The 16,337-nt window shown below is 69.4% G+C and carries 16 protein-coding genes; 8 read left to right on the forward strand and 8 right to left on the reverse strand.

Annotated features, from left to right (window positions below; all coding sequences use genetic code 11):
- Window positions 1-14: 14 nt before the first annotated feature.
- Genes ACPWT1_RS21435 through ACPWT1_RS21455 form a run of 5 tightly spaced genes read left to right on the forward strand, consistent with a single transcriptional unit; the run spans window position 15 to window position 4,159 of the window.
- Window positions 15-1,817: a cbb3-type cytochrome c oxidase subunit I gene (locus ACPWT1_RS21435; protein WP_427913152.1), complete on the forward strand. Its 1,803-nt coding sequence runs from the start codon at window positions 15-17 to the stop codon at window positions 1,815-1,817.
- A complete protein-coding gene (locus ACPWT1_RS21440) occupies window positions 1,814-2,518 on the forward strand; it encodes a cytochrome c oxidase subunit 3 (RefSeq protein WP_427913153.1) in 705 nt (234 codons plus the stop codon). The genes ACPWT1_RS21435 and ACPWT1_RS21440 overlap by 4 nt, the downstream gene beginning before the upstream one ends.
- A gap of 13 nt (window positions 2,519-2,531) precedes the next feature.
- The gene (locus tag ACPWT1_RS21445; protein WP_427913154.1) at window positions 2,532-3,266 is read left to right on the forward strand and encodes a heme-copper oxidase subunit III family protein; all 735 of its coding nucleotides are present in this window, start codon (window positions 2,532-2,534) and stop codon (window positions 3,264-3,266) included.
- Window positions 3,267-3,275: 9 nt separating this feature from the next.
- Window positions 3,276-3,641, forward strand: a complete 366-nt coding sequence (locus ACPWT1_RS21450; protein WP_427913155.1) for a cytochrome C oxidase subunit IV family protein — start codon at window positions 3,276-3,278, stop codon at window positions 3,639-3,641.
- A 2-nt stretch (window positions 3,642-3,643) separates the two neighbouring features.
- A complete protein-coding gene (locus ACPWT1_RS21455) occupies window positions 3,644-4,159 on the forward strand; it encodes a DUF1269 domain-containing protein (protein WP_427913156.1) in 516 nt (171 codons plus the stop codon).
- Between the two features lie 15 nt (window positions 4,160-4,174).
- On the opposite strand, the gene ACPWT1_RS21460 is transcribed toward ACPWT1_RS21455, so the two are convergent.
- The 5 genes from ACPWT1_RS21460 to ACPWT1_RS21480 all read right to left on the reverse strand — a co-directional run bounded on the left by ACPWT1_RS21460 (window position 4,175) and on the right by ACPWT1_RS21480 (window position 9,140).
- A complete protein-coding gene (locus tag ACPWT1_RS21460) occupies window positions 4,175-4,534 on the reverse strand; it encodes a hypothetical protein (RefSeq protein ID WP_427913157.1) in 360 nt (119 codons plus the stop codon).
- Window positions 4,535-4,631: 97 nt separating this feature from the next.
- Complete coding sequence (locus tag ACPWT1_RS21465) at window positions 4,632-4,985, reverse strand: PsiF family protein (RefSeq protein WP_427913158.1); 354 nt, start codon at window positions 4,983-4,985, stop codon at window positions 4,632-4,634.
- A gap of 31 nt (window positions 4,986-5,016) precedes the next feature.
- Window positions 5,017-7,068, reverse strand: a complete 2,052-nt coding sequence (gene fusA / locus ACPWT1_RS21470) for an elongation factor G (protein ID WP_427913159.1) — start codon at window positions 7,066-7,068, stop codon at window positions 5,017-5,019.
- Window positions 7,069-7,147: 79 nt separating this feature from the next.
- Entirely contained in the window at window positions 7,148-8,254 is a 1,107-nt protein-coding gene (locus tag ACPWT1_RS21475) for an ABC transporter substrate-binding protein (protein ID WP_427913160.1), read from the reverse strand.
- Window positions 8,255-8,357: 103 nt separating this feature from the next.
- Window positions 8,358-9,140, reverse strand: a complete 783-nt coding sequence (locus tag ACPWT1_RS21480) for a class I SAM-dependent methyltransferase (RefSeq protein ID WP_427913161.1) — start codon at window positions 9,138-9,140, stop codon at window positions 8,358-8,360.
- 121 nt (window positions 9,141-9,261) lie between these two features.
- Between ACPWT1_RS21480 and ACPWT1_RS21485 the strand changes: the two genes are divergently transcribed.
- Window positions 9,262-9,900, forward strand: coding sequence for a hypothetical protein (locus ACPWT1_RS21485; protein ID WP_427913162.1), 639 nt, complete (start codon window positions 9,262-9,264; stop codon window positions 9,898-9,900).
- 132 nt (window positions 9,901-10,032) lie between these two features.
- Here the strand turns inward: ACPWT1_RS21485 and ACPWT1_RS21490 are convergent, their stop codons facing one another.
- Both ACPWT1_RS21490 and ACPWT1_RS21495 read right to left on the reverse strand, forming a co-directional pair.
- Window positions 10,033-11,808 (reverse strand): bifunctional metallophosphatase/5'-nucleotidase, encoded by a 1,776-nt coding sequence (locus tag ACPWT1_RS21490; protein WP_427913163.1) that lies wholly within the window; start codon window positions 11,806-11,808, stop codon window positions 10,033-10,035.
- Window positions 11,805-13,859 carry a M3 family metallopeptidase gene (locus tag ACPWT1_RS21495; RefSeq protein ID WP_427913164.1) on the reverse strand — a complete coding sequence of 685 codons (2,055 nt, stop codon included), beginning with the start codon at window positions 13,857-13,859 and terminating at the stop codon, window positions 11,805-11,807. Before ACPWT1_RS21495 ends, ACPWT1_RS21490 begins: the two co-directional genes overlap by 4 nt.
- Before the next feature lie 71 nt (window positions 13,860-13,930).
- Here ACPWT1_RS21495 and ACPWT1_RS21500 point away from each other — a divergent pair, with 71 nt between their 5' ends.
- Complete coding sequence (locus ACPWT1_RS21500) at window positions 13,931-14,422, forward strand: thioredoxin family protein (protein ID WP_427913165.1); 492 nt, start codon at window positions 13,931-13,933, stop codon at window positions 14,420-14,422.
- A 50-nt stretch (window positions 14,423-14,472) separates the two neighbouring features.
- Here the strand turns inward: ACPWT1_RS21500 and ACPWT1_RS21505 are convergent, their stop codons facing one another.
- Window positions 14,473-15,684 (reverse strand): DUF2252 family protein, encoded by a 1,212-nt coding sequence (locus tag ACPWT1_RS21505; RefSeq protein ID WP_427913166.1) that lies wholly within the window; start codon window positions 15,682-15,684, stop codon window positions 14,473-14,475.
- A gap of 152 nt (window positions 15,685-15,836) precedes the next feature.
- Between ACPWT1_RS21505 and ACPWT1_RS21510 the strand changes: the two genes are divergently transcribed.
- A complete protein-coding gene (locus ACPWT1_RS21510) occupies window positions 15,837-16,337 on the forward strand; it encodes a hypothetical protein (RefSeq protein WP_427913167.1) in 501 nt (166 codons plus the stop codon).

The following is a 16,337-nucleotide window of genomic DNA, read 5'->3' on the forward strand; positions in this document are numbered from 1 at the left end:
CCGCAGGAGCCGCGATGACCACCTACGTTGCGCACGACGAATCGGAGTTCGCACCGCCTGCCGAGACCGGCGAGCCGGAGCTCTACCACCCCAAGACCTTCATCGGCAAGTACGTCTGGAGCCAGGATGCCAAGGTGATCGCCGTGCAGTACGCGGTGACGGCCATCGGCATCGGGCTGGTGGCGCTGGTGCTCTCGTGGCTGATGCGGCTGCAGCTCGGGTTCCCCAACCGGTTCGCGTTCATCGCGCCGGCCAACTACCTGCAGTTCGTGAGCATGCACGGGATGATCATGGTGGTGTACCTGCTCACCGCCCTCTTCCTGGGCGGCTTCGGCAACTACCTGATCCCGCTGATGGTCGGCGCGCGCGACATGGTGTTCCCGTACGTCAACATGCTCAGCTACTGGGTGTACCTGCTGGCGGTGCTGCTGCTGGCGGCCAGCTTCTTCGTGCCGGGCGGGCCCACCGGGGCGGGCTGGACGCTCTATCCGCCGCAGGCGATCCTCGACGGCACGCCGGGGTCGCAGGGCGGCATCGTGCTGATGCTGCTGTCGCTCGTCGTGTTCATCATCGGCTTCACCATGGGGGGCCTGAACTACGTGGTGACGGTGCTGCAGGCGCGCACGCGCGGCATGACGATGATGCGGCTGCCGCTGACGGTGTGGGGCATCTTCATGGCCACGGTGCTCGCGCTGCTGGCGTTCCCGGCGCTGTTCGTCAGCGCCGTCATGATGCTGCTGGACATGCTGCTGGGCACCAGCTTCTTCATGCCGGCCCTGGTGGATCGCGGCCGGCAGCTGCAGTACTCGGGCGGCAACCCGCTGCTGTTCCAGCACCTGTTCTGGTTCTTCGGCCACCCCGAGGTCTACATCGTGGCGCTGCCGGCGTTCGGCATCGTGTCGGACCTGATCAGCACGCACGCGCGCAAGAACATCTTCGGCTACCGGATGATGGTGTGGGCCATCCTGATCATCGGCGGCCTGAGCTTCGTCGTGTGGGCGCACCACATGTACGTGAGCGGGATGAACCCGTACTTCGGCTTCTTCTTCGCCACCACCACGCTGCTGATCGCGATCCCGACGGCGATCAAGGTCTACAACTGGGTGCTCACCCTCTGGCGCGGCAACATCCACCTGACGCTGCCGATGCTGTTCGCCATCGCGTTCATCTTCACGTTCGTGAACGGCGGCCTCACGGGCCTGTTCCTGGGCAACGTGGTGGTGGACCTGCCGCTGTCGGACACGATGTTCGTGGTGGCGCATTTCCACATGGTCATGGGCATCGCGCCGATCCTGGTGATCTTCGGTGCCATCTACCACTGGTACCCCAAGGTCACCGGCCGCATGCTGGACGAGACGCTGGGCAAGATCCACTTCTGGGTGACCTTCATCGGCACCTACGCGATCTTCTACCCGATGCACTACCTCGGGTTCATGGGCGTGCCGCGGCGCTACTACGCCATCGCGGGCACCAACTTCATCCCGCACTCGGCGCAGGAGCTGAACGCCGCGATCTCCATCGCGGCCTTCATCGTCGGCGCCGCGCAGCTCGTGTTCCTCTACAACCTGGCAACCAGCTGGTTCCGCGGCCGGCCTGCAGGCAGCAATCCCTGGCACGCCACCACGCTCGAATGGCAGACCGCGGACACGCCGCCGAAGCACGGCAACTTCGGCAAGACGCTGCCGGCGGTCTATCGCTGGGCCTATGACTACGGCGTGCCCGGCCTGAAGACCGACTACATCCCGCAGAACGTGCCGCCGTCCGAAGTGGCGGCCGAAGCCTGGGCCAGGAACCCGGCGCAGGGAGCTGCGGCATGACCATCGGCCTGGTGTTCCTCTCGCTGCTGATGGGCGCCATCGTCTGGTGGCTGTTCCGGCAGACGATCCACGTGCAGCCCTGGCAGGCGCAGGCCGCGGCGCCGGGCCTGCCGGGCGTGGCCGCGACCTCCTGGCCGCCGGCCAGGATGGCGCTGTGGGTGTTCCTCGCGGTGGCGAGTTCGCTGTTCGTCCTCTTCATCAGCGCCTATGCGATGCGCCTGAGCCTGGCCGACTGGAGCCCGCTGCCGCGCCCGCAGCTTTTGATGGTGAACACCGGCGTGCTGGTCCTCGCGAGCCTGGCGATGGAGTGGACCGCGCATGCGACGCGCCGTCCCGATCGCCAGGCGGTGCAGCGCGGCCTGTGGGCCAGCGGCGCCCTGACGGCTGCCTTCGTCGTCGGCCAGCTGGTCGTGTGGCGCCAGTTCCATGCTAGCGGATTCGTCGTCGCGTCGAGCGCCGCCAGCGCGTTCTTCTACCTGCTGACCGGCGTGCATGGCGTGCACGTGCTCGGCGGGCTGGTGGCGTGGGGACGCGCGTTCCACAGGGTGCGCACCGGCGCGGATGCCGCGAAGGTGCGGCTCGTCGTCGACCTGTGCGCCACCTACTGGCACTTCCTGCTGGCCGTCTGGGTGGTGCTGTACGCGCTGCTGGTGTCCGACAGCCTGGGCCTGGCCATCTGCTCGGCCTCCAACGCGCCCTGAGAGGAGCCGCCCCATGACGCCCCCCGACGCCGCCATCGCGGTCCCCACCACCGCGGAACCGCCGACCCGCGCCACCGGCTGGCAGAGCATCGTCGCCGACCTGTCCTCGGACCAGCGCGTCTTCAAGGACGTGCCATGGGGCAAGCCGATGATGTGGATCTTCCTGCTGAGCGACACCTTCATCTTCGGCAGCTTCCTGATCTCGTACATGACGGTTCGCGCGTCGACCACCGCGCCGTGGCCGAATCCCAGCGAGGTGTTCGGGCTCACGCTGTTCGGGCAGAGCGTGCCCCTGCTGCTGATCGCGATCATGACCTTCGTCCTGATCAGCAGCAGCGGCACGATGGCGCTGGCGGTGAACTACGCGTACCGGCGCGATCGCAAGACGACGTTCTGGCTGCTGCTGGTCACCGCGCTGCTCGGCGCCACCTTCGTCGGCATGCAGGCGCTGGAGTGGACCAAGCTGATCCTCGAAGGCGTGCGGCCCTGGGGCAACCCGTGGGGCGCGGCGCAGTTCGGCTCGGCGTTCTTCATGATCACCGGCTTCCACGGCACGCACGTGACCATCGGCGTGATCTTCCTGGCCATCGTCGCGACCAAGGTGCGCCGCGGCGATCTCGAACGCCAGCGCCCCGGCTTCCTCACCGGCCGCAGGGGCAACTACGAGATCGTCGAGACCCTGGGCCTGTACTGGCACTTCGTGGACCTGGTCTGGGTCTTCATCTTCGCGTTCTTCTATCTCTGGTAGGAGCGGTACATGGACCACGTGCAAGAGACGCATGGCGGCGCGGCCAACGAGCCCGCGGGCGCGCATGGCCAGCAGCATCCGCTGGGCATCTACTTCAAGATCTGGGGCCTGCTGTTCGTGCTGAGCACGGCGTCGTACCTGGTGGACTACTTCCACCTGCAGGGAACGCTGCGCTGGACGCTGATCGTGGCCTTCATGCTGCTGAAGGCCGGGCTGATCGTCTCGGTGTTCATGCACATGGTGTGGGAGCGGCTCGCGCTGCTGTACGCCATCCTCGTCCCGCCGCTGCTGCTGCTGGTGCTGCTGGGCATCGGCGCGCTCGAGGCCGACTACACCTTCCTCACGCGCGGGACCTTCTTTTCCACCGGGAGTTGACCATGCTCAGACGCATCTACTGGATGTTGCCCGACTGCGAGAGCGCGCGGGCCACGATGGACGACCTGCTGCTGGCGCGCATCCCGTACCGGCGGATCCATTTCGTCGGCCGCGAGGACTGCGACATGCGCGGGCTGCACGCCGCCAGCGTCCTGCAGACCTCGGACGTGATCCGGTCGGCGGAGATGGGCATGGTGCTGGGGGCGTCGGTGGGGGGCATCGCGGGCGCCATCGTCGCCTTCACGTACCCGGTGTTCGGCCCGGGCCCGGAATGGGGCTGGATCGCGGTGCTGGCCCTGGCGGGCGTGCTGTTCGGGGTGTGGGTGTCCACGATGATCGGCGTGTCGACGCCGAGCAAGCGGCTGCAACGCTTCGCGGCCCAGATCGAGGCGGGCAAGGTCCTGCTGATCGTCGACGTGCACATGTGGCACGTCGAGGCCGTCGAGGCGCGCCTGCAGGCCCGGCATCCGGAGGCGCACCTGGAAGGCGTGGAGCCGGACGTCCCCGCGTTCCCCTGAGGGACGTGCAGCGGCCTAGGCCTTTCCCATTCGCAGGACGCCGACGGGACGCAATTCGGCCAGCGCCGCCATCACGATCGCGGCGTGCTCGCGGCGGGCGAGGTGCAGCTCCTGCGCGTGGTTGTCGAGGTCGTAGCGGGCGTCCCGCAGTTCACGCAAGGCGAGCACCACCCGGCGATGCGCCGCGGCGAGCTGCTTCACCGGCGCTCGCCCGCCCGGCACGACCCGCCGGTACTCGTCGTGGAAATCGCCCAGCGCCGGGCAGCTGGCCACCTTGCGGCTGCCGGCCAGCACCGAGATCGCCATCAGCTCCATCGCGGCCGAATAGCCCGCCAGCCAGTCCAGCAGTTCCTCGCGGTTGAACGTCGCATTCATGGGGTGAATGCTGGGCCGCTTCCCGGCCGCGCCGCGTCAGACAACCGGCTGAGTTGTGTGCGGCGGCGGACGACTCGGACGGATGGCAGCGCCGAGCTCAGCCTTTCGCGTCGGCCACGCACTTCTTCACGAAGCTGGTCTTTGCCGCGCCGGCCAGCTTCTTGTCGGCGGCCTGCGTCTCGCACGCGGTGGCCGCCGCGGCGCCCTTGGTGTCGGCGTCGCACTTCTTCATGAAGCTGGTTTTCGCGGCGCCGGCCAGCTTCTTGGTCGTCGCCTGGTCTTCGCAGCTGGGTGCCGCGGCCTTGGCGTCGGCCTCGCACTTCTTCGTGAACGACGCCTTGGCCGCGCCGGACAGCTTCTTCGCCTGCGCCTGCGCATCGCAGGATTCCGCGGCCTGCGCCACGCCCACCAGCATCACCGACGACACGAACGCCACGATCAGGTTTCTCATCAGAGGTCTCCTTGGAACAAACGTTGGTACCTTACTCGTCCTTCAGCTTGAACTGCCCAGCCAGCTGCGTCTGCACGGTGGCGGGCACCGGCTCGTAGTGGCTGAAGGCCATGGTGCAGCTGCCCTGCCCGCCCGTCAGCGCCTTCAGCCGCGAGGGATAGGCCACCACCTCGGACAACGGCGCGCGCGCGAGCACGGTGATCGAGCCATTGGCGCCCGACTCGGTGCCGCTGACCTGCGCGCGGCGCGAGGCCAGGTCGCCGGTGATGTCGCCCAGCGCCTGCGACGGCGCATCGATTTCCATCTGCACGATCGGCTCCAGCACCCAGGGCCGCGCCGCCTGCACCGCGGCCACCAGCGCCTTGCGGCCGGCCGTGACGAAGGCGATCTCCTTGCTGTCGACGGTGTGGTGCTTGCCGTCGTACACGGTCACCTTGATGTCGACCACGGGATAGCCCGCCAGCACGCCCTGCTCCATCGCCTGGCGCACGCCCTTCTCCACCGCGGGCATGAAGTTGTTGGGGATGGCGCCGCCGCGCACCTCGTCCACGAACTGGAAACCCGCGCCGCGCGGCAGCGGCTCGATGCGCAGGAACACCTCGCCGAACTGGCCCGCGCCGCCCGTCTGCTTCTTGTGCCGGTGGTGGCCCTCGGCCGGCGCGGTGACGGTCTCGCGGTACGCGATGCGCGGCGGCCGCGTCTCGACCTGGCAGCCGTGCACCTCGGTCAGGCGATCCAGCAGCGTGCGCAGGTGGAGCTCGCCCAGCCCGTACACCACCGTTTCGTTGGTGCCCGCCGCGTGTTCGAGCCGCAGGCACGGGTCCTCGCTTACCAGCTTCAGCAGGATCTCGTGCAGGCGCTGCTCGTCGGCGCGCCGCTTCGGCTCGATCGCCAGCGCATGCACCGGCACCGGGAAGGGCGGCGACTCCATGTGGATGCTGGCGTCCTCGGCCGCGTCGTGCAGCACCACGCCGAACTGCAGGTCCTCGACCTTCGCGATGCCGCACAGGTCGCCCGGCACCGCCTCGGGCACCTCGGTGAGCTTGTTGCCCTGCAGCCGGTACAGGTGGCTCACCTTGAACGGCCGGCGGCCATCGCCCACGAACAGCTGGCTGTCGCGCGCGATGGTGCCCTGGTGCACGCGCAGCAGGCCCAGCTTGCCGACGTAGGGGTCCTGCATGACCTTGAACACGTGGGCGAGCACGTGCTTGCCGGCATCGACTTGCGCGTGCAGCACGCGCGCGTTGTCGCCCACGCCGTCGATGAAGCGCGGCGGATTGCTCTCGGTGGGATCGGGCAGCAGCCGCTCGATGGCATCGAGCAGTTCGGTGACGCCGGCGCCGCTGCGGGCGGAGACGAAGCACACCGGGATGAGATGCCCTTCACGCAGCGCCTGCTCCAGCGGTGCATGCAGTTCCCCCGGATCGATGTCGCCGTCCTCGAGGTAGCGATCGACGAACGCCGGGTCGACTTCCACCACCTGCTCCACCAGCGCGCGGTGCGCCTGCTCCACCGACGAGAACGCCGGTGCCGTGCCACTGCCCTCGCGCTGCCAGAAGCAGTCCAGCACCTTCTCGCCATCGGGCGACGGCAGGTTCAGCGGCAGGCATTCCTTGCCGAACACCGAGCGGATCTGCTCCAGCAGCGCCTCCAGGCGCGCGCCCTGCGTGTCGATGCGGTTGACGACGATCAGCGGGTCGCGGCCGCGGCTGCGTGCCCACTCCATCATGCGCACGGCCATCGGCTCGATGCCGGTGGCCGCGTGCAGGACGATCGCGACGGAGTCAACCGCATCGAGCGCCGGCAGCGACTGGCCGAGGAAGTCGGGCGCCCCGGGCGTGTCGATCAGGTGCAGCGTCAGGCCGCGGTGCTGCACGTGCAGCAAGCTGCTGTTGAGGGATCGGAGCGCGCGTTTCTCCAGAGGATCCCAGTCGGAGACGGTGGTGCCCCTCTCCACGCTGCCCGGCGCACCGATGGCGCCGGCCTTCCACAGGAGGGCCTCGACGAGGCTGGTCTTGCCGGCGCCGCTGGGGCCGACGAACGCGACGGTGCGGCGCGCGGCAATGTCACGATGAGCAGCCACGGGTCCCTCCTTTCGGGTGGAGGAACCATCCTACGGAGAACGGGCCCGCGACGGAAGCACGCGGACCCGCAGTCGAAACTCAGCGCTTGAACTTCCCGTCGCTGCCGACGATGGAGAGGTCGGCGAAGTCCAGCCCGCTGTGGTCGGTGGGGCTGTAGCTGACCGTCAGGCCGCCGATGTCGTAGTGGTCCATCTTCTCGAGCGCGCCGATGAGCTTCGCCCGGGTGGGATTCGGCGAAGCGCGGCGCAGCCCTTCGACCAGCACCTTGGCCGACGCGTAGCCCTCGACCATGGCCGGCGACAGCTCGACGTTCTGCTGCTTCGCCAGGTCCATCGCCTCCTTCACGAAGGCATAGCTGATGGAGCGCTCGTACGGGAACACCTGGGTGACGATGACGCCGCGGCTCTGCTCGCCCAGCGCCTTGACGAAGCCCTCGGAGGCGTTGTTCGACAGCGTGACCACCTGCGCCGTCGAGCCGGCGGCGCGCAGGGCCTTGATGCCATCGGTGACCGCGGTGCCGGAGCCGATCCACACGACGGCTTGCGCGTCGGCGGCCATGACAGGCGATACGACCTTGGCGTAGTCGGGTTTGATCCGGTCGAACGCGGCAACGGCCGCCGGCTTCAGCTTCGCCCGGGTGAGGCCCTTGGTGGCGCCGTCCAGGCCGTCGCGGCCGAACGAGTCATCGGCGTGCACGACGGCGATGCGCGTCATGCCCAGCGTGCTGAGGTGCTCGATGGCCTTCTCGGCCTCGCGCTGGTAGGACGAGCGGACGTTGAAGATCTGGCGCTTGACCGGATTGCGCAGCACCATCGCGCCGGTCGAAGGCCCGATCAGCGCCACGTCGCTCTTCTCCAGCAACGGCATCATGGCCTCGGTATGGGGCGTGCCGCGGTTCATGAACAGGGCGATCACGCCCTTGTCCTCGATCAGGGTGCGCGTGTTCGCCACGGTGCGCTTGACGTCGAACCCGTCGTCCAGGGTCAGGATGGTGAGCTTCTCGCCCTTGATGCCGCCATGCGCGTTCACCGAGTCGATGTACAGCTGGGCGCCCAGCATGGATTCCTTGACGGTGGCGGCCACCGCGCCGGTGACGCCGACGGTCTGGCCGACGAGGATGTCGGCGCGCGCGCCGGTGACCACTGCGAGTGCCACGGCGGCACCCAGCATGGCTTTCAATTTCATGACAACGCTCCACGGGCGTACAGCGACCCGCAGCTCATCATCATCGGGCACGGCGCGCCGCTGCGCATGTGGGAAACCACATGCGCGCGAGGCGGCTTCTGCCCTAAGGCACGGTGCCGTAGATCGCGTTGGCGCGCCCGCTGCAGGTGATGGCGCCACTCGCATCCGGGGCCACGCTGGCCCGCAGCCGCTGCCGGGCCTCTTCGCGCTGCGCAGGCGTCATGCCGGCGATGCGGGCGCGCGCCGAGGCACTGAGGATGCTGGTGGACCACAGGTGCTCGAAGTCGTCGAAGCGGCGCTGCACGGTGATCTCGCGCGTGGCGATGTCGCGCAGGCCGGCGGCGGACCACAGCGATTGCAAGGCCTCCATGCGTGATGCCTCGACGCTAGGCGGCAGGGGCGCGGGCATGCCCATGTCCTTGAGCACGCGGCCCAGCGGCGCGAGCGGAAAGCCGCCGCCCAGCATGTCCCAGGCATAGGTGCACACCAGGCCGCCGGAGCGCACCACGCGGCGCATCTCCGCGATGGCGCCGGCAGGATCCGGCACGAAGAAGATCACCAGCGCCATCGCGGCGACGTCGAACGAGGCATCGGGGAACGGCAGCGCCATCGCATCGCCGACCTGGAATCGCGCGACGCGGCCTGCGGGACGCGCACGTGCGAAGTCGATCTGGGCGGCCGAGGGATCGATGCCGTCGACGGCCGCCGGCGCGCAGCGATCGACCACCAGTTCGGTGAAAGCGCCGTTGCCGCAGCCCACGTCGAGCCAGCGCTGCGCAGGCGGCGGCGCCAGCCAGTCGAGGAACACCTGGCCGGCCAGGCGGCTCCAGAGGCCCATCATCTGCTCGTAGCCGGCGCCGTCCTCGAACACGATCTGCTCTGCCATGCGCACTCCCTTCCAGCTGGGTTCCGGTGGTCCCGCATCTTAGGAGCCGCCACGGCCCCAACCATTCACGGTTCATTCAGGGACCCGGGCGCACAGTGTGTCCATCGAAGGAGAAACCACCATGCAACGCCCGATGCCCACCCGATTCGCCGTCACCGCCCTGGTGCTGGCCGCCGCCGCCCTGACCGCGGCCGGCCCGGCATCGGCTGGCGCCATCAACGAGAGCATGCGCGCGGTCACGGAAGCTGGCCACCCGCACCCGGCTGCGCGTCCGGCGCCGGCACCTGCGCCCGCCGCCCAACCTGCGCATGAGATGCACCGCCAGGCGCCTGCCCCCACCGTCGCGCCCGTGCGCGAAGTGCGTCGCGTGGCGGCGCCCGCGATGGTGCCGCCGCACGAGTTCCATCATGAGCGTGACGGCGGCCGGGGCTATGGCCGTGACCATGATCGTGACGACGGCCGGGGCTATGGACGTGACCATGAGCGCGGCTACGGGCGGGGCTACGGCGCGCCGCGCGTGGTGGTGACGCAAGTGCCGGTGTACGTGCAGGCGCCGCCCCAACCGCAGTACGTGCAGGCCGGCTGGAACACCTGCGGCGCGCCGCAGTGGGACCCGAACGTGCGCTACATGCCGGGCCAGGTGGTGGTGCGCCAGGGCAACCTGTACATCGCGACGGACGAGTCCGCCGCGGTGTGGAACGTGAACAGCCCGCCGGAATGGACGCCGAACTACTGGGTGCAGGCGGTGTGTTCGCAGTGAGGTGAGGCTGGACAGGCGAAGCGTTCCCCGGGTTTGTCATTCCCGCGAAGGCGGGAATCCAAGGCTTCCGCCTCTGCCCCAGGGATGAAAGCCTTGGGTCCCCGCCTTCGCGGGGACGACACATTGGGTCGCCTACTGCACGCGGAGCACCCGCGAGGTCACCGGCGGCTGCAGCGCCCCCTGCGCCGCGATGTAGCTCTCCAGCGCGTCCAGGTCCAGCCCGCCCCCGGTCGGTGACGTGCCTTCCGTGAACACCGTGTACCCATCGCCCGCCGCCGCCAGGAAACTGTTCATCGCCACCCGGTAGCTGCGCGCCGGATCGACGGGAACGCCATCCAGCCTCATCGCGACCACGCGCGAGCCCTTCGGACCTCGCGCGTCGTACGTGTAGCTGAAGTTCGCCGACGGCTGCAACACGCGCGGCGCCGATTGCACCGTGACGAGGTTCTGTTCGAGCACGGCCTTGATCTGCGCGCCCGTCATCGTCTTCACGACCAGCGTGTTGCCGAACGGCTGGGCCGCGTACAGCTGGCCATAGGTGACCGGCCCGCCACCAGCGGGCACGAGCAGGTCCGCACGCACGCCGCCCGGATTGGTGAACGCGAGTTGCGCCCCACCCTTCTGCGGTGCCTGCATCGCCGCCAGCTGCGCGTCGGCCACCAGGTCGCCCAGCGCCATCTCGCCAGACGGCGCGGCGGCACGCGTGATGGACGCGGCCAGCCGGCCCACCACGCGCTCTGCCAGCGGTGCCGCAGCAGCCACATAACGCTCGACGATCGCCGCGACATCGGGCGCCTTGTCAAAGCGCGGGTACTGCGGCGTGACCTCGATGCGCTGGCCGGCCGCGCCGACGAAACCCTCGCCCTGCACGATCACGTTGTCCGCCGTCTTCGCCACGACGCGGCGCGTGCGCGGATCGAACGTGAGGGCGATGCTGGTGAGCAGGGTGCCGTACTGGCCGGCGCTGGTGAGCAAGAACGGCCGCTTCGGGTCGATGCGGCCGTGGTCGCAGATGTAGGCGCGGTGCGTGTGGCCCGACACCACGACGTCGATGGCCGGGTCGAGCTTCGCCAGGATCGGGACGATGTCGCCGGTCAGGCCGGGGCATGACTTGTCGTCGTAGCCGCCCGTGGTGGCGCCGCCCTGGTGGATCAGCACCACGATCACGTCGGCACCTTGCGCCTTCAACGTCGGCACCAGCGCATTGGCGGTCGACGCCTCGTCGGCGAACGTCAGGCCGGCGACGCCGCTGGGACTCACCAGCACCGGCGTCTCGCGCAGCGTCATGCCGATGAAGCCGACGCGCACGGGGCCGGCCGGCGTGCGGAACTCCTTGACGCCGGTGGCGGGCAGCAGCGTGCCGCCGTCCGCGCGCAGCACGTTGGCCGCGAGGTACTGGAAGCGCGCGCCGGGGAACGGCTTGTCGAGCGCGCAAGGTTCGCGCTGCGTGTAGCGCTCGCAGCCGCCGTTCTGGAGGCGCAGCAACTCCGCAGCGCCGCGGTCGAACTCGTGGTTGCCCACGGCGTTGAAGTCCAGCCCAATGGCGTTGGCCACGGCGACCGTGGGTTCGTCGAGGAACAGCGACGACGGCATCGGGCTGGCGCTGACCAGGTCGCCAGCTGCGACGACAGCGGTGTAGGGATTGCGGGAGCGCAGGTCGCGCACGGCGGAGGCGAGATAGGCGGCACCGCCTGCGGGAACCCTCACCGTGGTGGCGCCCGCTGCGGACGCATTGATCGCGAGGCGCGGCGGCTCGAGGTTGCCATGGAAGTCGTTGAAGGCGAGCAGTTGCAGGTGCACGGGCGCCGCGCTGTCGGCGGGGCCGGTGCGCGGCAGTTGCGAGCAGCCGGCCAGCAGCGCGCCGCCGAGCAGCAGCGCCGAGACCCGCGCTCGCCACTCGGGACTCATGCCGGCTCCAGCAGCCCCTTGTGCGCGAGCAGCGGCTCCAGCTTCGGTCCGCGGCCACGGAACGCCTCGTACGCGCGCGAGGGTTCCATCGTGTTGCCCGAGGCATAGATGCAGCGCTTGAGCCGCTCGGCCACGTCGGGCGCGAACGGGTCGCCGGCTTCGCGGAAGGCATCGAACGCGTCGCAGTCCAGCACCTCGGCCCACAGGTACACGTAGTAGCCCGCCGCATAGCCGCCGGCGAACAGGTGCTGGAAATGCGGCAGCCGGTGGTTCAGGCCCACGGCGGCCGGCAGCTCGCGCTCGCGCAGCACGCGCGCTTCGAATGCAGTCCAGTCCGTGACCTTGGCCGGCTCGGGATGCGCATGCACTTCCATGTCGACGATGGCGCTGGCGCAATAGCGCACCGTTTCGTAGGCCTGCCCGAAGGTCTGCGCGGCCTGGATGCGCTGGATCAGGGCATCGGGAATCGGTTCGCCCGTCGTCACGTGCCGTGCATGCCGGCGCAGCACCTCGGGCTCGGCCATCCAGTGCTCGAACAGCTGCGAGGGCAGTTCGACGAAATCGCGCAGCACGCTGGTGCCCGAAAGCTCCTCGTAGGTCACGTTCGACAGCAGGCCATGCAGCCCGTGGCCGAACTCGTGGAACAGCGTGCGCACGTCGTCGAAGGACAGCAGCGTGGGATCGCCCTTGGCGAAGTTGTTGTTGTTGATGATCAGCGGCTTGACGTCGCCGCCATTGCGGTTCTGCCAGTGGAAGCCGCTCATCCAGGCACCGCTGCGCTTGGAGGGACGAGCGAAGTTGTCGTGCAGGAACAGGCCGATCGGCTTGCCGCCCGCATCGACCACTTCATAGGCCTGCACGTCGGGGTGGTACAGCTCCAGGTCGGTGCGCGGCTGGAAACGCACGCCGAACAGGCGCTGCGCGCAATCGAACGCCGCGCGCACCATCGCGTCGAGCGGGAAGTAGGGCTTGACCTCGGCATCGTCGAGCGCGAACTGGCGCTGGCGCACCTGCTCGGCCCAGAAGCGCCAGTCCCAGGGCTCCAGCGCGCCGGTGTCGCCCGCGGCGCGGCGCACTTCGTCGAGCGCGGCGCGTTCGCGCGACAGGGCGCGCAGCGCGCGGTCATACACGTCGTCGAGCAACCGGTGCACGGCCACGGGCTCGCGCGCCATGCGATCGACGAGCGCGAAATCGGCGAAGGTCTTGTAGCCGAGCAACTGCGCCTGCTCGTGGCGCAGCTGCACGATCTGGCCGATCAGGGGACGGTTGTCGTGCGCGCCGTCATGCTCGCCGCGCGAGGTCCAGGCGCGCCACGCCGTCTCGCGCAGGTCGCGCCGCTGCGAGAAGGTGAGGAACGGCACGATGGACGAGCGCGAGAGCGTGATCGCATGGCCATCGGGCTGGCCGCGTTCGGCGGCCGCACGGCGCGCCGCGTCGACGACGAACTCGGGGAGGCCGGCCAGGTCGGCATCGCCTTGCAGCGGCAGGCTCCAGGTCGACTCGTCGTGCAGCACGTTCTGCCCGAAGGCGGTGCTCAGTTCCGCCAGGCGCTGCGCGATCTCGCCGAAGCGCTTCTGCGCCTCGCCCCGCAGCAGCGCACCGGATCGCACGAAGCCCAGGTGCAGGCGCTCGAGCAGGCGCGATTGCTCGCCGGTCAGTCCGAGCTCCGCGCGCTGCTGCATCAGCGCGTCGAGGCGACGGAACAGGCCCTCGTGCATCGCGACCGCATTGGCATGCGCGGCCAGCGGCACGGCCATGCGGCGCTGCACGGCCCGCAGTTCTTCCGAGCTCTCGGACGAACACAGGTTGTGGAACATCGCGCTGATGCGATTGAGCAGCCGGCCGCTGCGGTCGAACGCGGCCACCGTGTTGTCGAAGGTCGGCGGCTGCCGCTCGTTGCCGATGGCATCGACTTCGGCACGGTGGGCACGCATCGCCACCTCGAATGCGGGCTCGAAATGCTCGGGGCGCGTGGTGGCGAACGGCGGCAGCTGGAAGGGCGCGTCCCAGGGTTGCAGCAGGGGATTGGTGGTGTCGGTGGTGGCGGTCATGGCGCGCGGAGGGTGGCCGCGGTGGCGGCGAAGCCGGACATTCTAGGGAGCGTCACGGCTAAGATCGCCGCATGACCTTGCACCGCTCCTTCACCACCGCGCGCCTTCGCACGTGGCTGCTCGCCCTCGCCTGCTGCAGCCTCGCTGCCATCGCCCAGGCGCAGGCGCTGCCGGCGAAATTCGATCCGACGCGCGATGCCGCCGCGGACGTGCGCACGGCCGTCGACCAGGCGCGCGCGCAGGGCAAGCAGGTGCTGGTGGACGTGGGCGGCGAGTGGTGCATCTGGTGCCACATCCTCGACAAGTTCATCGGCACCCACGCGCCGGTCAAGCGCCTGGTCGACCAGAACTACGTGGTGGTCAAGGTGAACTTCTCGCCGCAGAACCGCAACGAGGCGGTGCTGTCGCAGTGGCCCAAGGTCAAGGGCTACCCGCACCTGTTCGTGCTCGATGCCGACGGCAAGCTGGTGCACTCGCAGGACACGAGCGAGCTCGAGTCCGGAAAGGACTACGACGAGGCGAGGGTGATCGCCTTCCTCGAGAAGCACCGGCGCGCGAAATAGGGGCAGCAGGCGCGATCACGCGCCGGCGTTCGATCCCGGGTCGAGCGTTCTCAGGCGATCGCGCCCATGGCGTAACGGCGGCAGTGGTCCAGGTAGGCGCGTTCGTGCTGCCCCACCAGCTCCACCACGCTGGTCCACAGCCACGAGGGCATGTCCAGCGACTTGGAGCGGTTGCGCCTGAGTTCGGCGCCCCAGCCCTTGCGCTGCGCGGCGTCGAGTTGGCGCGCATGCGCCTTGCCCACCACCTGCGCCAGGTAGCGCGCCACGCGCTCCGCCTCGTCGGCCGAGAGGCTCTCGATCTCCAGCTTCAGGTCCTGCGGCAGCAATTCGCGCAGCACCACGGAGCGGTCCATGAGTCGCGCCGCCAGCATGCGTTCACCGAGGAACGGTGACATCGCCGTCGCGCCCGTCACCACGCGCTCCGCGTTGTCGCGCGGCATGGGCCGATCCTCCTGCCGCGGTGCCAGCGCCTTGCTGGCCTCCTTGATGTCGATCAGGCACAGGTCGCGCCCCAGGCTCGCCTCGCCCGCGACGTCCAGCAGCACGGCATAGCGCAGGCGCCCGAGCGAGCTGCAGCCCTTCACCCAGTACGCGGCGTCGATCACCTGCACGCGCGCGTCGTCGTCGCGGTGGTGCAGCGACGTGGCGAGGTTGCGCACCGCATCGGTGTGCAGGAGCGCGTCGACCTCCTTGCGCTCGCGGTCGGAGAGCGGCCAGAAGCGCTTGCCCAGCGGCAGCTTCACGGTGTCGCCCCGCACGCGCTCCTTGGCCAGGTGGCGCCACGAGCGTCGGCGTGCATCGCGCAGGGCGTCCATTACGGCCTGCGGGCGCTCCAGCGCTTCGGCGTCGGTGGGGGTGAACACGTCGGCATACGCACTGACCATCTGCTCCAGCATGCGCGCGGTGGTCACGCCCGAGAGGTCCGAGCCGCGCGAAGCCATCGCGAGGGAGAGCGCCAGGCGGATCAGGTCGTGGGCCGGATTGCCGACCACGGTCTGGTCGAAGTCGCGCAGCAGGATGTCGATCCTGCCGCCGGCGTCGGCGACCGGGCCGATGTTGCTCACGTGCGCGTCGCCGCAGATCCAGATCGGCGGACCTTCGGGCAGGCTGCGCGGGGCGAGCGATTCCAGCCACTCGTAGAACCGCAGCGTGCTGCCGCGCACGTAGGCATGGGCCGATCCGGCCATCTTGGTGTTGCGGATCGCCAGCAGGTGCGACTGCCTGGCATCGGGCGGAGGAAGCTTGCGGTGTCGGTGCGGCATCAGGCGGAATGATCGCCACGCCTGCGCGGCTGTGCCGTGCCTTGGCTCCAACGGGCCATTGCGGGAGGCCATGCCGTGTCATGCCGGGATCCAGCCGCAACGGGCAGCGGCCAGTTTTCACGTCCCGGCCTGGATCACGGGTCGAGCCTGCAATGACAGTTGCCCCGCAGCGCTACAGTGCGGACACCATGCGCAGCAATCCCGCAACCGCCGTCCTCGCCTCCCTCTTGCTGGCTTCCGCCCTCGCGGCCTGCGGCGGCGGCAGCAGCAGCGGCGGCGGGGGCGCGGTCTACCTGGGCAACAACGGCGGCGTCGCGTTCTCGATCAACGGGTTTCTCGATGGCCGCCCGATCGGCGACCTGGGCACCGACGAAACCACGGTGGTGACGATCCAGCTCGGGCAGTCCGTCGACCTCGAGGCCAGCAGCGCCGCGACCTGGCGCTTCTCGGTCAATGGCGGCCCGGTCCTGGAGGCCGGCAACACGGCCACCGCGGACGGCACGTCGGTGACGGTGTTGCCGGTCAGCCCTTCGCGCGTCCGCGTGACGACTGCGCCGTCGGGCGCGGCGACCATGCCGGTCACCCTGACGTTGACCGCCATCTCGACGATCGACAGCCGCGAGATCCTGACCGTGAACATGCTGGTGCGCTGA

The organism is Ramlibacter sp. MMS24-I3-19 (assembly GCF_050320135.1).
Lineage (GTDB): Bacteria > Pseudomonadota > Gammaproteobacteria > Burkholderiales > Burkholderiaceae_C > Ramlibacter.